Annotated in this window: 16 protein-coding genes; 1 reads left to right on the top strand and 15 read right to left on the bottom strand. The window is 68.8% G+C overall.

Features of this window, described 5'->3' with window-relative positions; all coding sequences use genetic code 11:
- Positions 1 to 50: 50 nt before the first annotated feature.
- The 10 genes from tatC to ACWC2T_RS05930 all read right to left on the bottom strand — a co-directional run bounded on the left by tatC (position 51) and on the right by ACWC2T_RS05930 (position 8,655).
- Entirely contained in the window at positions 51 to 995 is a 945-nt protein-coding gene (tatC, locus tag ACWC2T_RS05975; protein WP_450669233.1) for a twin-arginine translocase subunit TatC, read from the bottom strand.
- A 47-nt stretch (positions 996 to 1,042) separates the two neighbouring features.
- The gene (gene tatA, locus ACWC2T_RS05970) at positions 1,043 to 1,327 is read right to left on the bottom strand and encodes a Sec-independent protein translocase subunit TatA (RefSeq protein ID WP_450669232.1); all 285 of its coding nucleotides are present in this window, start codon (positions 1,325 to 1,327) and stop codon (positions 1,043 to 1,045) included.
- 240 nt (positions 1,328 to 1,567) lie between these two features.
- A complete protein-coding gene (locus tag ACWC2T_RS05965; protein ID WP_450669231.1) occupies positions 1,568 to 1,762 on the bottom strand; it encodes a hypothetical protein in 195 nt (64 codons plus the stop codon).
- Positions 1,763 to 1,772: 10 nt separating this feature from the next.
- Positions 1,773 to 2,033, bottom strand: a complete 261-nt coding sequence (locus ACWC2T_RS05960) for a hypothetical protein (RefSeq protein ID WP_228619074.1) — start codon at positions 2,031 to 2,033, stop codon at positions 1,773 to 1,775.
- Positions 2,034 to 2,251: 218 nt separating this feature from the next.
- Positions 2,252 to 3,244 carry a helix-turn-helix transcriptional regulator gene (locus tag ACWC2T_RS05955; RefSeq protein ID WP_450669230.1) on the bottom strand — a complete coding sequence of 331 codons (993 nt, stop codon included), beginning with the start codon at positions 3,242 to 3,244 and terminating at the stop codon, positions 2,252 to 2,254.
- A gap of 16 nt (positions 3,245 to 3,260) precedes the next feature.
- A complete protein-coding gene (locus ACWC2T_RS05950; protein ID WP_450669229.1) occupies positions 3,261 to 4,214 on the bottom strand; it encodes a helix-turn-helix transcriptional regulator in 954 nt (317 codons plus the stop codon).
- Between the two features lie 189 nt (positions 4,215 to 4,403).
- Positions 4,404 to 4,775, bottom strand: a complete 372-nt coding sequence (locus tag ACWC2T_RS05945) for an FKBP-type peptidyl-prolyl cis-trans isomerase (RefSeq protein WP_450669228.1) — start codon at positions 4,773 to 4,775, stop codon at positions 4,404 to 4,406.
- A gap of 110 nt (positions 4,776 to 4,885) precedes the next feature.
- Positions 4,886 to 5,881 (bottom strand): FKBP-type peptidyl-prolyl cis-trans isomerase, encoded by a 996-nt coding sequence (locus tag ACWC2T_RS05940; protein ID WP_450669227.1) that lies wholly within the window; start codon positions 5,879 to 5,881, stop codon positions 4,886 to 4,888.
- Positions 5,882 to 6,024: 143 nt separating this feature from the next.
- On the bottom strand, positions 6,025 to 7,386 hold the full coding sequence (pafA, locus tag ACWC2T_RS05935) for a Pup--protein ligase (protein WP_450669226.1): 1,362 nt from the start codon (positions 7,384 to 7,386) through the stop codon (positions 6,025 to 6,027).
- A gap of 9 nt (positions 7,387 to 7,395) precedes the next feature.
- Positions 7,396 to 8,655, bottom strand: a complete 1,260-nt coding sequence (locus ACWC2T_RS05930; protein WP_450669350.1) for an MFS transporter — start codon at positions 8,653 to 8,655, stop codon at positions 7,396 to 7,398.
- Between the two features lie 95 nt (positions 8,656 to 8,750).
- Here ACWC2T_RS05930 and ACWC2T_RS05925 point away from each other — a divergent pair, with 95 nt between their 5' ends.
- Positions 8,751 to 9,779: a LacI family DNA-binding transcriptional regulator gene (locus tag ACWC2T_RS05925; protein WP_450669225.1), complete on the top strand. Its 1,029-nt coding sequence runs from the start codon at positions 8,751 to 8,753 to the stop codon at positions 9,777 to 9,779.
- 73 nt (positions 9,780 to 9,852) lie between these two features.
- Here the strand turns inward: ACWC2T_RS05925 and prcA are convergent, their stop codons facing one another.
- The 5 genes from prcA to dop form a co-directional block, all read right to left on the bottom strand.
- Positions 9,853 to 10,602: a proteasome subunit alpha gene (gene prcA / locus ACWC2T_RS05920; protein ID WP_450669224.1), complete on the bottom strand. Its 750-nt coding sequence runs from the start codon at positions 10,600 to 10,602 to the stop codon at positions 9,853 to 9,855.
- Between the two features lie 63 nt (positions 10,603 to 10,665).
- Entirely contained in the window at positions 10,666 to 11,511 is an 846-nt protein-coding gene (gene prcB / locus ACWC2T_RS05915) for a proteasome subunit beta (RefSeq protein ID WP_450669223.1), read from the bottom strand.
- Positions 11,463 to 11,912, bottom strand: a complete 450-nt coding sequence (locus ACWC2T_RS05910) for an endonuclease VII domain-containing protein (protein ID WP_450669349.1) — start codon at positions 11,910 to 11,912, stop codon at positions 11,463 to 11,465. Before ACWC2T_RS05910 ends, prcB begins: the two co-directional genes overlap by 49 nt.
- A gap of 191 nt (positions 11,913 to 12,103) precedes the next feature.
- Positions 12,104 to 12,322 carry a ubiquitin-like protein Pup gene (locus tag ACWC2T_RS05905; protein WP_023551933.1) on the bottom strand — a complete coding sequence of 73 codons (219 nt, stop codon included), beginning with the start codon at positions 12,320 to 12,322 and terminating at the stop codon, positions 12,104 to 12,106.
- A gap of 172 nt (positions 12,323 to 12,494) precedes the next feature.
- The gene (gene dop, locus ACWC2T_RS05900; protein WP_450669222.1) at positions 12,495 to 14,006 is read right to left on the bottom strand and encodes a depupylase/deamidase Dop; all 1,512 of its coding nucleotides are present in this window, start codon (positions 14,004 to 14,006) and stop codon (positions 12,495 to 12,497) included.
- Positions 14,007 to 14,129: the final 123 nt, after the last annotated feature.

Here is a 14,129-nt window from a genome sequence, read left to right as displayed (position 1 = left end):
CCCCGTCCCTGGGGCGGGGGCATCCTGTGCGGTTCGTCGGGGTGCCGGGCTCAGGTCACGTCGTCGTAGCCGTTGATCCGGTCCGTGCCCGTCTGCTCGGGCAGGGCGGGGGCGGCCCCGACGGGCTCCACCTCGCCGATGTCCTCGGGGGTGAGGTCCAGCTCGGAGGCCTCGTCGTCGGCGGGGCCCGCGGCCTCGCGGCGGGCCCGGCGCCGGTCGTTGAGGAGCGAGACGGCCACGGCGATGAAGAACAGGGCCCAGATCGGCGCCGCCAGCGCCAGCATCGTGCCCGGGTCGGGGCTGGGTGTGGCCGCGGCCGCGAAGGCCGCGATGCCGACCACCATGCCGCGCCACCAGCCGAGCATCCGTCGGCCCGAGAGGACGCCGGTGAGGTTGAGCATGACCAGCAGCAGCGGCATCTCGAAGGCGAGGCCGAAGACGACGATCATGCGGGTGACCAGGTTGATCAGGTCGTCCGCCGGCAGCAGGTTCTCCGCACCGCTCGGCGTGAGGTCGATCATCACCTTCGCCGTCATGGGCAGCACGTGGTAGGCGAGATAGCCGCCGCCGAGGAAGAGAGGGAAGCCGCATCCGACGAACGCGTAGGCGTACTTCTTCTCGTGCCGGTGCAGGCCGGGCGCGACGAATGCCCACAGCTGGTAGAGCCAGACCGGCGACGCCAGCACGATGCCCGCCGTCAGCGCGACTTTCAGCGCCAGTGTGAACGGCGCCAGCAGGCCGCTGACCGTGATGTGCGCACAGTGGGCGTTCTTGGTCCTGGCCAGCTGCCCGAGGGTCTGTGAGCAGCCGACCGAGTCGAGCACCGGCTTGGTGACGAAGTTGATGATGTCCTGGTAGAAGAAGGCCGACACGATGGTGACGACCAGGATCGCCAGAACACCCTTGGCGAGCCGGTTACGCAGCTCACGCAGGTGATCCGCGAGCGGCATCCGCCCCTCGGGATCCCTCTCCTTCTTGCGGGCAGGCTTGAGCAACCCACATCCTCATCTCGTGCAACGGACCGGATGTCCCGGTCCTCGCGTCAGCGCTGGGTCGTGTCCGTCGGCTCGTTGACCGGCCGAGAGCTGGTCACGTCGCCGGGCGCGGCCTGAATGGTGCGCTGGGCCGGAGACTGCTCCTCGGCGGGCTCTGCGGAGGAGTAGGCCTGCTTGCCCTCCTCCTTCATCGCCTTGGCCTCGCTCTTGAGGATGCGCGCGGACTTGCCGAGCGAGCGCGCCATGTCCGGAAGCTTCTTGGAGCCGAACACGAGGACGATCACGAGAATCAGCAGCACCAGGTGCCACGGCTCAAGTGCGCCACGAAACATAAGTCTTCACCTTCTCACTGAGGCGGGGCGGCGGGGCTGTCCGACCGGTCGGACAAGTGTCCGAGCATCGTGCTGGCAGCGATCGTATCGCCCGGGGGTGAACGTAGGACAATCCCCGTGCGTACTCCCGCTCCCTCTGCGGACCGCGCCTCAACTCTCCGGGCCGCGATCAGCAGCGTACCTGGACGGGCCGGTCGGGTGACAGGGCGAAGCGGCCCAAAGCGCACGCTTCTGCGGGTGTCACAGCGCATCCACTGCCCGGGCCGCACCGGCCGCGGCCCGCTCCAGGTCCTCGGCCGCCCGGTTGATACGGCGCGCGGAGTCCGCGACCTGCAGCCCGAGACGCCGCGCCTCCAGGAAGACCCGGACGGCGAGCACCCCCAGCACCGCGAGACCGAGGAAACCCAAAGCTACCGCGCACATCGGCCAGAACATGATGTCGAGACTAGACGGTCGTGTGCAGGCGCAGCGTGCGGACCCCGCCGCCGGTGAGCAGCTCGACGATGCGCTCCCCGGCGGGCTTGCGGACGGCGGCACCGCACTCGGGGCAGGTGAACGAGTAGAACGTCGTCCGGCTGGTGGCGCCGATGGCCAGGCGCAGCGCGCTCGCGGCCAGCTCGAAGCGGCCCCGGCAGTCCGGGCAGCCCGCCTTGAACACCACGGGGACCGCTCTCCTCATCCCGGCGAAGGCGGCCGCCACCGTCATCTCACCCACACCGGACACCGGAGACTCGCTCACAGGCCTCGCTCCCTCTCGTGGTCGTTCACCGGCCGTCGATGCGCCGTTGTCAGCTGCGGCGCCGTCGTGGCTGGTCGCTCCCCCAAGTTCTCGGCTTCGCTCGAACCCGGGGGGACCCCCATCGCGGCGGAGCCGCATGTTCATCACCGCCCCGCGCCCCGTGGGGCGCTCGGCGCCCCGGCGGCTCAATCCGGCGGCGCCGTGTCGTACGCCGCCAGCGCCTCCGCCGCCGCCCTGCGGGCGCTGTCGGCCAGCTCCGGCGGGGAGACGATCCGGCCGTCGCGGCCGAGTCGCAGCGCCAGCCGGCGCAGGGAGGCCGGATCGGGGGTGCGCAGAGTGATACGCAGCCCGCCGTCGGGAAGCTCATCGGCGGCGTCGTGCGGGTAGTACTCGGCCACCCAGCGACCGCCCGGGCCGACCTCGACCACGACCTGAGGATCCTCGGCGGCCGGCTGCACCAGGGCCTCGGAGAGGTCGCGCAGCTCCATCTCGGGCGGCGCGGACGGCTCGTCCAGGATCCGGATCTCCGCGACCCGGTCGAGCCGGAAGGTGCGTCGCGCCTCGGAGCGCCGGCACCAGGCCTCCACATAGGTGTGGCCGACGCTGACCAGCCGGATCGGGTCGATCTCCCGCTCGGTGACCTCGTCGCGGGCCGGGGAGTAGTAGCGGATCCACAGCCGGCGGCGCTCGGAGATCGCCCGGTCGACGTCGGCGAAGACCCCGCCCTCGGACTCGAAGGTCACCGACAGCCGCGCGCTGGCGCCGGCGGCCTCACCGGCGGCGGCCTCCACCTTCGCCGTCGCCCGCAGCAGGGCCTGCCGGTCGCCCTCGCGCAGGCCCGGCAGCGTCGAGACCGCCCGGGCGGCCACCAGCAGCGCGGTGGCCTCGTCGGCGGCCAGCCGCAGCGGCTCGGCCGCCTCCTCGCCCAGCGCGGCCGGGTTGTGCCACCAGATCCGCTCGCCGTCGGTGTCGATGTCCAGCAGATCGCCGCCCCGGAAGCTGGTGCCGCACATCGGCAGCAGATCGAGGTCGGCGACCAGCTCGTCCTCGGTGATGCCGAAGGCACGCGCGACGTCCGCGATCCGGGCGCCGGGCCGCTCCCTGAGATAGGTCACCAGGGAGAGCATCCGCCGGGTCTGGTCGATGGCGTTCACGGGCCTGACCGGTTTACCTGCCACAGTCCTGCTCCCCCTGTCAGCCCTTGGCCACGGCACGCAGCCGGTCCACCACGTCCGCGCGCAGCTCGGCCGGCTCCAGCACCACCACGTCCGGCCCGAACTCCACCAGCCAGGCGTCCAGGCCGTGGCCGTACGGAATCTCCAACTCGTCCCAGCCGTCGCCGAGTTCCCGCACCCCGGTGGCCTTCGCCCGAAGGGGGTAACCGGCACCGGAACGCAGCCGGATCAGGGCCGTGCCCTCGGCGATCTCGCCCGCCCAGCTCGCCACGGTCTCGCGCACGGTGACGACGTCGGGCACGGCAGCGGTGAAGCCCGTACCGCGCGAACGGACCCGGCCGGTGATCCTGGAGAGCCGGAAGACGCGCTCGGCACCCCGGTCCCGGTCGAAACCCGCCAGATACCAGTGGCCGCGCCAGCACTCCAGCGCCCACGGCTCCACATGCCGGGGCTCGGGGCGGGCGGCGGAGGCCTTGCGATAGTCGAAGACGACCGGACGGCGGTCCCGGCAGGCCAGCATCAGCGGCTCGAAGGCGGCCTCGTGCACCGGGATACGGGGCTCCAGCGCGCCGTGCGCCTCGTACGGGTCGACGTCCTCGGGAAGCCCCGCGGCGCGCAGCTTCTGCAGGGCACCGCTGGCCGCGCCGGCGAGACGGGCCTGCTGCCACACCTTCGCGGCGAGACCGAGCGCCGCGGCCTCCTCCGCGTCCAGCGTGATGGGCGGCAGGCGGTTGCTGTCCCGGCGGGCCAGATAACCGACCTCGCCGTCCAGGTTCTCCACCGTCTCGATGACCAGGCCCAGCTCGCGCAGGTCGTCCTTGTCCCGCTCGAACATCCGGTTGAAGGAGTCGTCGGAGCCCGCCTCCAGGTAGGCCTCGATGCTCTCCCGCAGCTCGCGCTTGCTGAGCGGCCGCCGTGTGCCGAGCAGACACAGCGCCAGGTTCATCAGCCGCTCGGCCTTGGCAATGGCCATCGACGCCCTTCGCCTTCCCTATGGTGCTTCCGACCGATGACCGTACCGCTCCCGGGTGCGGTGGCAAAAGCCGAGGGCCCATGCCCGGACAGGCATGGGCCCCAGCTGATCGGAACCGGTCGGATACGACCGGTCAATCAGGTTGCATCAGGTTGGATCACGTGCGGATCAGAAGGGACCGGGCCGGGATCACACGCCCAGCAGGTCCACCACGAAGATCAGGGTCTCGCCCGGCTTGATCGCCGGGGTCGGGCTCTGGTTGCCGTAGGCGAGGTGGGCCGGAATGGTCAGCTGGCGGCGGCCACCGACCTTCATGCCCTGCACACCCCGGTCCCAGCCCGCGATGACACGGCCCGCACCCAGCGGGAAACGGAACGGAGTGCCACGGTTCCAGCTGGCGTCGAACTCCTCGCCGGTGCTGAAGGCGACACCCACGTAGTGGACGGTGACGGTCTGACCCGCCTGCGCCACCGGCCCGTCACCCTCCCAGATGTCCTTGATCTCGAGGTCCGCCGGGGGCTCGCCACCCGGGAAGTCGATCTCGGGCTTATCCATGCTCACGTCAAAAGCTCCTGCTTGTGTACGACACGAAACGCGGACAGTCTTTCATCTCCGCACCCCCGACACCGCCCCGGACACCAGCTCCCCCACCCGCCACGGACATCACCCGCTCACATCGCCGCGAGGATGTCCACCGTGTAGACGAGCGTGGAGTCCTTCTTGATGACCCCACCGGGCGGAACGGTGGCGTAGCCCAGCGCCGGCGGCACGACGACCAGCACGCGGCTGCCCACCTTCTTGCCGGTCAGACCCTGCGCCAGACCCTTGACCAGCTGCTCGATCTGCCCCACCGGGAACTGGCTCAGCCGCCCCGAGCCGTACGTCCGCTCGAAGGTCTTGCCGCTCTCCCAGACCAGCCCCTGGAACTGGCAAAGGACCGTCTGGTCCGCCCTGAGCTCGGGGCCGTCGCCCTCCAGGACGTAGGTGGACACGAGCTTCTTCGGCGGGGCGGCCTTCGGCACGGTGACCTTGGGCACCGTGCCGTCGGTGTTCGTGGCGACCTGCGGCAGCGCCGTGTCGGTCTGCGGGACCGGCTTGCCGTGGGAGGAGCTCTTGGAGTTGAAGACATCGATCAGGTCGACCACGAAGACCATCGTGTCGGTGCCCTTGATGCCCGCCTGCGGCTGCCCCGAGGTGCCGTAACCCCAGGTGGGCGGCACCGCCATCAGGACGCGGCTGCCGGTCTTCCTACCCGCGAGCCCATACCGCCAGCCGTCGATGCTGCTGCCCTGGGCGAGCTGAATGACCAGCGGGGTCTTGCGGTCGTAGGAGTTGTCGAAGACCTTGGCCGTGTCCCAGATCTGACCCAGGTAGTTCGCCTGGACGAAGTCGTTCTCCGCGACCGTCTGACCACCGCCCGCGATCACCGTCCGCACCGCCAGGTTCTTCGACGGCTCGCCCGGCCCCTTGGCCACGGTCGGCTTCTCACCGAACTTGGTGCCCGCCGTGATCGCCGGCAACGGCCCCTCCACGATCTTCGGCGGAGGCACCGTCGAGACCGTGGGCGACGGCGAGACACCGGCCTTGCTGGAACCGGACTTGCCGCACCCGGCGAGCGTGACCAGTCCTGCGGGAACGGCAGCGAGAAGAAGCGAACGTCGGCGCACGGAAGAGCCTCGTAATCGGTCGATCTTGCGGATGGCGTGCGCGCAACTCTACGACGCGACACGGGCGCCGTACCGGAAACGTACGACGCCCGTGTGGCGTTGCGGCATTTCACCCCCGAAACGCTTGACCCACCCGCTTTCGCCTACATTCCGGCGATCAGCTTCTCCACCCGGTCGTCCACCGAACGGAACGGATCCTTGCACAACACGGTCCGCTGCGCCTGGTCATTGAGCTTCAGATGCACCCAGTCGACCGTGAAGTCCCTGCGCTGCTCCTGCGCCCGCCGGATGAAGTCACCGCGCAGCCGCGCCCGAGTGGTCTGCGGCGGAACCGACTTGCCCTCGAAGATCTTCAAGTCGTTGCAGACCCGGGCCGCCTGACCCTTCTTCTCCAGCAGGTAGTACAGACCCCGGCGACGATGGATGTCGTGGTAGGCGAGGTCTATCTGCGCGACCCGCGGATGCGACATCGTCATGTTGTTCCTGGCCCGGTACCGCTCGATGAGCTTGTACTTCATCACCCAGTCGATCTCGGTGGCGATCCGGTCCAGTTCCTCGGTCTCGATCGCGTCCAGGGTGCGGCCCCACAGCTCCAGGACCTGCGCGACCGTACCCGTGCGGATCCCCCGGCGGTCACAGAAGTCCACCGCCTTGTCGAAGTACTCCCGCTGCACCTCCAGCGCCGACGCCTCCCGGCCGCTGGCCAGCCGCACCTTGCGCCGGCCCGTGATGTCATGACTGACCTCACGGATCGCCCGGATCGGGTTCTCCAGCGTCAGGTCACGCATCACCGTGCCCGCCTCGATCATGCGCAGCACCAGGTCCGTCGCACCGACCTTCAGCAGCATCGTCGTCTCGGACATGTTCGAGTCACCCACGATGACATGCAGCCGGCGATACCGCTCGGCGTCCGCATGCGGCTCGTCACGGGTGTTGATGATCGGCCTCGAACGGGTCGTCGCCGACGACACACCCTCCCAGATGTGCTCCGCACGCTGACTCACGCAGTACACGGCACCGCGCGGCGTCTGCAGCACCTTCCCCGCACCGCACAGCAGCTGCCGGGTCACCAGGAACGGGATCAGGATGTCCGCGAGCCGCGAGAACTCCCCGTGCCGGGCCACCAGATAGTTCTCATGGCAGCCGTAGGAGTTGCCCGCCGAGTCGGTGTTGTTCTTGAACAGGTAGACGTCGCCCGCGATCCCCTCCTCGTGCAGGCGTCGCTCCGCGTCCACCAGGAGTCCCTCGAGAATGCGCTCGCCGGCCTTGTCGTGGGTGACCAGTTCGATCACATTGTCACACTCGGGTGTCGCGTATTCCGGATGTGAGCCCACGTCGAGATAGAGCCGGGCGCCGTTCCGCAGAAAGACATTGCTGCTGCGGCCCCATGACACGACACGGCGGAAGAGGTACCGCGCCACCTCGTCAGGAGACAGGCGCCGCTGTCCCCTGAACGTGCACGTGACACCGTACTCGTTCTCCAGCCCGAAAATGCGGCGGTCCATGACTGAACATTACGCCCGATCCCCCGAGCTGAAACGGGGTTCGACAGCACGATTTGGATCATTTTCCGGTGAACACGCAACAACCCCGCCCCGTGCGGGAGCTGCGAGGACCCGCCCCGTCACAAGCAGCACCAGCAACGACACCGCCCCCGCCGCACCCGGAACCGCGAACCCCCACACCGTGCCACCGGCCTGGACCACCGGCCCCGCCACCCCCGTCCCCACCGACGCACCCACCGTGAACGTCGTCACAAGCCAGGAGAACGCCTCGGTCACCGTCCCACCCGGCGCATGCCGGTCCACGATGATGAACGCACAGGCGATACACGGCGCGAGGAACACCCCGGACAGCACCGAGAGCAGCACCATCGCCACCGCCCCCGGAGTCAGCAGCAACGGCAGATAACACACCGCCAGAAGAGCCACCAGCACCCGAAGTCGCCGCTCCGGCGAACCCGCCCACCGCCGGGCCCCGTACACCGTGCCACCGACCAACGCACCCAGACCCAGCCCCGCCATCATCCAGCCGTACACCGCGTCACCGCCATGACCATCGGCGTACGACACCGACGCCACCGTGATCGAACCCAGCGCGATCCCCACGAACAGGAAGGCACCCAGCAGGACCAGCAGACCCGGCGAGCGCAGCGCACCGAGCCAGTGCGCCTCGCGCGGAGCCGACCGCCACGCACGCGAAGGCGGCGAGACCACCACGGACAGCGCACCCAGCACGCCCAGCGCGTTCAGCACCAGCAGAGCCGCGCGCGCATCCCACAACGACACGCACAGCGTCACCAGCAGCGGCCCGACCGTGAACATGACCTCCTGCGCGATCGCATCCATGGCGTACGCCGTGTGCACCTGCTCCTCCCGGCCCAGCACCGACGGCCACAGCGCACGCAGGCCCCCCTCCAGCGGCGGCGTGAACAGACCGGCCGCCGCCACGGCCACATACGCCAGCGGCAGCGGATCGGTGCCCGAGAACGCGAAGACCGCCATGGACAGGGCCGCAAGAACCGCCGCCGGCAACTGGATGCGCGGCTGGCCGTGCAGATCCACCAGCCGACCCAGCACCGGCTGACCCACCGCGTTGGCGACGCCGTAGACCGCGGCGAGAGCTCCCGCGAGGCTGTAGGTACCGCCCTCGGCGCGGACGAACAGCACCAGGGCGATCGCGGCCGTCGCGTTCGGCAGCCGGCCCACCAGCGTGCCGGTCAGCAGCCGCAGCGCATGCCGCGCCCGGAGTATCTCCAGATAACCCGTGGCCATGAGCCGCCCTCCAGCCTCACGTTTTACGTATAACCTCGCTCCCCATACGTACCATGTGCGCTGTTCACACGTCCACACGAAGAGGCAGGCCCACGGTGGCACCCAGCAGCACGCGCCCGACCAGCCGGGACGTCGCCCAGGCAGCCGGCGTCTCCCAAGCCGCCGTCTCCCTCGTCCTCGGCGACAAATGGCGCGGCCGCGTCTCCGCCACCACCGCCGAACGGGTCCGCGACGCCGCACGCCAACTCGGCTACCGCCCCAACCTCGCCGCCCGCAACCTACGCCTCGGCCACACCCGCACCGTCCTGCTCGTCGTCCCCGCACTCACCACCGAGTTCTTCGCCGGCGTATACACAGGAGCAGCACGCATCGCAGCCGAGAACGGCTTCGGAGTCGTCCTCTATCCCTCCCCCGAAGGCATCGGCCCCGCCCGCGACCCCTTCGCCTCCGCACAAACCGCCCTCGACGGCGTCATCGCCTCCTCCATGGCCGCCGACGCACTCACCGCCATCCGCGGCGACCAACTCCCCCTCGTCATGCTCGACAGCGACCCCCAAGGCAGCCTCGGCGCCGCCACCGTCAACCTCGACATCACCGACGGCATCCGCCAGATCACCGAACACCTCCTGGCCCTCGGCCACCGCCGCATCCTGCACCTCGCCGCCGACGTACCCTCCTGGACCTTCGAGATCCGGGCACGCGAACTCGCAGCACGCATGGCCGCCGTACCGGGAACCGACGTGCGAACCGCCCGAGCCCCCATCTCCATCGAAGGAGCCCTCACCGCAACCCACACCGCACTCACCACACCCGGCCCCCGCCCCACCGCCGTCGTCTGCGACGACGACAAACTCGCCGTCGGCGCCTACAAAGCCCTCCGCCGCCTTGGCCTGCGCATCCCCGACGACATCTCCGTCACCGGCGTCGACGACCTCGGCCTCGCCACCGCCATCGACCCCGAACTCACCACCGTACGACTCGACGCCGAACTCTTCGGCGAACACGGCATGCGAGCCCTGCTCGCCGTCCTGGAAGGCCGGGAGCCCGAAAGCGGGGACATCCCCGTCCACCTCGTCGTCCGGGGCTCCACGGCCCCGCCACCGGCCGCACAGACGCCCCGCTGACCCACGGAAACGCCGTGTGCCCCGGCCACAACAACGGCCGGGGCACACGACAGCAGGCAAACAGGGCGCCAGGTCACTCCTCCTCGAAGCCCTCCTCGGAAGTCTCCGCCTCCGAAGCCGCACCGTCCGCCGCCAGCAGACGCGACAGCTGACGACCCACGATCCGCTTGAACTTGCGCTTCTGCGGCCGCGTACGATCCAGCACCGCCACCTCCAGACGCTCCGCCGGAATCTCCCGCTCACTGCCGTTGGTGTCACGCGACAACGCCTGCACGGCCAGCTTCAGCGCCTCCGCCAACGACATACCGTCACGGTGACGCTGATCCAGGAAACTGCTGATCTGCTCGGCATTGCCACCCACCGCCACCGAACCGTGCTCGTCCACGATCGACCCGTCATGCGGCAACCGATAGATCTGGTCACCCTCCGGGGTCTCCCCCACCTCCGCCACGACCAGCTCCACCTCGTACGGCTTCTCAGCCGCCGACGAGAAGATCGTGCCGAGCGTCTGGGCATAGACGTTGGCCAGACCACGAGCGGTCACATCATCACGGTCATAGGTGTAACCCCGCAGATCCGCGTACCGCACACCACCGATCCGCAGGTTCTCGTACTCGTTGTACTTACCGGCGGCCGCGAAACCGATCCGGTCATAGATCTCGCTGAACTTGTGCAGAGCACGGGACGGGTTCTCACCGACGAACACAATGCCGTCGGCAAACTGCATGACCACCAGGCTGCGGCCACGGGCGATGCCCTTCCGGGCGTACTCCGCCCGGTCGGCCATGGCCTGCTGGGGTGAGACATAGAACGGCGTCGACACCGGTTATCCGTCCCTTTCTGTCATGGTCACTGGATCACCTTGATAAAAACCGGGGCCCGCGCCTCAGAGCAGGGCGGCCTTCGGGCCGTCCGGCTCCTCCAGGCGCTTCTGCAGCACCGCACGAGCGAGCTCGGAGGACTCCTCCTCCGTCAGCCGACGGAAACCGTCCTCGGTGATCACGGTGATGATCGGGTAGATCCGGCGGGCGACATCAGGACCACCGGTCGCCGAGTCGTCGTCAGCCGCGTCATACAGAGCCTGCACCACCAACGTGGTCGCCTGCTCCTCGGACAGGTCCTCACGGAACAACTTCTTCATCGCACCACGCGCGAAGATCGAGCCCGAGCCCGTGGCCGCGAAGTTGTGCTCCTCGCTACGGCCACCCGTGACGTCGTACGAGAAGATCCGCCCCTTCTCACGGTCCAGGTCGTATCCGGCGAAGAGCGGGACGACCGCCAGCCCCTGCATGGCCATGCCGAGATTGGAGCGAATCATGGTGGACAGCCGGTTCGCCTTGCCCTCCAGCGACAGCTGCGCACCCTCGACCTTCTCGAAGTGCTCCAGCTCCAGCTGGAAGAGCTTGACCATCTCCACGGCCAGACCGGCGGTGCCGGCGATACCGACGGCCGAGTACTCGTCCGCCGGGAACACCTTCTCGATGTCCCGCTGAGCGATGATGTTGCCCATGGTGGCCCGACGGTCACCGGCGAGTACGACACCGCCGGGGAAGGTCGCCGCCACGATGGTCGTGCCGTGCGGCGCCTCGATCACCCCCTGCGTGGGCGGCAGCTGCCGGTTGCCGGGCAACAGCTCCGGCTGGTGCTCGGAGAGAAAGTCCATGAACGAGGAGGACCCTGGCGTCAGGAAGGCAGCTGGTAGACGCCCGGTGCTACGAGTGTTGGCTTCCACGCGTTTCCTTCCAGGTAATCGGCAGCTCGGTACATGGCGTCGGGGTCATCCCTCAACAGCCCGAGGCCGGAATTGCAGTTGAAGCACAGTACGCCACGGACCCTACCCGTCTTGTGGCAGTGATCCACATGCACAGCGGGGGCAACCAGCACATGCACAGCGGGGGCAACCAGGCAGATCACGCACAGGCCCCGCTGGGAGGCGATCAACGCGTCACGCTCGGCTTCCGTGAGGTCGTAGTTGCGCTTGAGGTGACGCGCTCGCCCTTCCGCTGCGCGGCACGCCTTGCAGCGCGAGGCCTTCCCTCGATGCCAGGCAGAACGCGGCTTGACCTCTCCGCAGCCCTGACAGTGCTTGTGACCGTCTGGGACAACTCCGCGCGGCGGAACCGTTCTGCCCATAGCCTGCTGGCGCTTCCGGTCGGCCTCAGCCGCACACTCGCGGCACCGGTGCTGCAAGCCGTCAAGATTGCTTCGTTTGGCCGCGAAGGCTGCGCGCGGCTTGACCTCTCCGCACCGCGCGCAGCGCTTCACTTCCGGCTCCCCCACCATTCCAGAACTCCGTCCGCCTTCGTTTCGAAGGGAAAATGGGCTTACTGCCCACCCTTCTGAACGAAGGACCGCACGAAGTCCTCAGCATTCTCCTCGAGGACATCATCAATTTCGTCCAGCACGGAGTCCACGTCGTCCGACAACTTCTCGTGCCGCTCCTTGAGGTCCTCCGAAGCCTGCGCGTCCTGCGCCTGCTCCTCGACCTCTTCGGTCGCGCGCGTGGCCTTCTGCTGGCCGCCGCCGGTGTCCTTGGTTGCCATAACCCTCACCCCGCTCAGTTCGCCTGCCGATCGGTGATGATCAGACCCTACAAGCCGGGTCCGACATCGGCCCCGCAGTTTCTCCAACGTACGGGGGCCACCCCGATGATTCCCGGCGGGCCGGGTTTCCACCCTGCCCGCCGGGGCCGCACCGAGTGCCCCCCTGGCCCGCTCAGCCGCCTGACAGGACCCTGACCAGGTCTTCTGCGGTGCGGCAGCGGTCCAGCAGTTCCTTGACGTGATTTCGCGTTCCGCGTAGTGGTTCCAGGGTTGGGACGCGCTGGAGGGAGTCCCGGCCGGGGAGGTCGAAGATGACCGAGTCCCAGCTGGCCGCGGCGACGTCGTCGGCGTACTGCTCCAGGCAGCGTCCGCGGAAGTAGGCGCGGGTGTCCTCCGGCGGCGCGGTGCGGGCCTTGTCGACCTCGGACTCGTCCAGGAGGCGCTTCATGCGGCCGCGGGCCGCGAGGCGGTTGTAGAGGCCTTTCTCGGCGCGTACGTCGGCGTACTGGAGGTCGACGAGGTGGAGGCGGGCGGAGTCCCAGTCGAGGTTGTCGCGGCGGCGGTAGCCCTCCATCAGTTCGCGCTTGGCGACCCAGTCCAGCTCACCGGCCAGACTCATGGGGTCGTTCTCGAGGCGTGTGAGGGTGTCTTCCCAGCGGGTCAGGATGTCCTTGGTCTGTTCGTCGGCGTCGGCGCCGTAGCGTTCCTCGACGTATTTGCGGGAGAGCTCGTAGTACTCCATCTGGAGTTGTACGGCGGTGAGGGTGCGGCCGCTGCGGAGGGTGATCAGTCGCTTCAGTTTGGGGTCGTGGGAGACCTGGTGCAGGGTCCGCACGGGCTGGTCGACGGCCAGGTCCACGGCAATGAAGCCGTCTTCGATCATGGACAGGACCAGGGAGGTGGTGCCGAGTTTGAGGTAGGTGGAGATCTCGGAGAGGTTGGCGTCGCCGATGATCACGTGCAGGCGGCGGTACTTCTCCGCGTCCGCGTGGGGTTCGTCCCTGGTGTTGATGATGGGGCGTTTCAGGGTCGTCTCGAGGCCGACTTCGACTTCGAAGTAGTCGGCGCGCTGGCTGATCTGGAAGCCGTGTTCGTGGCCGTCCTGGCCGATGCCGACGCGGCCGGCGCCGGCGAAGACCTGGCGGGAGACGAAGAAGGGGGTGAGGTGGCGGACGATGTCTGAGAAGGGGGTTTCCCGCTTCATCAGGTAGTTCTCGTGTGTGCCGTAGCTGGCGCCCTTGTTGTCGGTGTTGTTCTTGTAGAGGTGGATGGGCTGGGCGCCGGGGAGCTGGGCGGCTCGTTCGGCGGCCTCGGCCATGATGCGTTCGCCGGCCTTGTCCCAGAGGACGGCGTCGCGGGGGTTGGTGACTTCTGGGGCGCTGTATTCGGGGTGGGCGTGGTCGACGTAGAGTCGCGCACCGTTAGTGAGGATGACGTTGGCGAGGCCGATGTCCTCGTCGGTGAGCTGGCTGGCGTCGGCGGCCTCCCGGGCGAGGTCGAAGCCTCGCGCGTCGCGTAGCGGGTTCTCTTCCTCGAAGTCCCAGCGGGCCCGGCGGGCCCGGTGCATCGCGGCCGCGTAGGCGTTGACGATCTGGGATGAGGTGAGCATGGCATTGGCGTTGGGGTGGCCGGGGACGGAGATCCCGTACTCCGTCTCGATGCCCATTACTCGCCGTACGGTCATGCGGCCCTCCTTGCCCGGCGGCACCCTCGGTCGTGGGCGCCGCTCACGTACCGCTGGCGCTCCGGTGCGTGTGCGGTGCCCGTCCCCGCACTGCGCTTTTCGGCGGCAGGAACGAGCCTAGAA

It is taken from the genome of Streptomyces sp. NPDC001393 (genome assembly GCF_053597455.1).
This window is presented reverse-complemented; position numbering and strand designations above follow the sequence as displayed.

Excerpts from the sequence above, each read along its gene's own strand:
- ACWC2T_RS05950 (WP_450669229.1), bottom strand. The coding sequence starts at position 4,214 with ATGGCCATTGCCAAGGCCGAGCGGCTGATGAACCTGGCGCTGTGTCTG.
- dop (WP_450669222.1), bottom strand. The coding sequence starts at position 14,006 with ATGACCGTACGGCGAGTAATGGGCATCGAGACGGAGTACGGGATCTCC.
- ACWC2T_RS05910 (WP_450669349.1), bottom strand. The coding sequence starts at position 11,912 with ATGGGCAGAACGGTTCCGCCGCGCGGAGTTGTCCCAGACGGTCACAAG.
- pafA (WP_450669226.1), bottom strand. The coding sequence starts at position 7,386 with ATGGACCGCCGCATTTTCGGGCTGGAGAACGAGTACGGTGTCACGTGC.
- ACWC2T_RS05905 (WP_023551933.1), bottom strand. The coding sequence starts at position 12,322 with ATGGCAACCAAGGACACCGGCGGCGGCCAGCAGAAGGCCACGCGCGCG.
- tatA (WP_450669232.1), bottom strand. The coding sequence starts at position 1,327 with ATGTTTCGTGGCGCACTTGAGCCGTGGCACCTGGTGCTGCTGATTCTC.
- ACWC2T_RS05960 (WP_228619074.1), bottom strand. The coding sequence starts at position 2,033 with ATGACGGTGGCGGCCGCCTTCGCCGGGATGAGGAGAGCGGTCCCCGTG.
- ACWC2T_RS05965 (WP_450669231.1), bottom strand. The coding sequence starts at position 1,762 with ATGTTCTGGCCGATGTGCGCGGTAGCTTTGGGTTTCCTCGGTCTCGCG.
- ACWC2T_RS05930 (WP_450669350.1), bottom strand. The coding sequence starts at position 8,655 with ATGGCCACGGGTTATCTGGAGATACTCCGGGCGCGGCATGCGCTGCGG.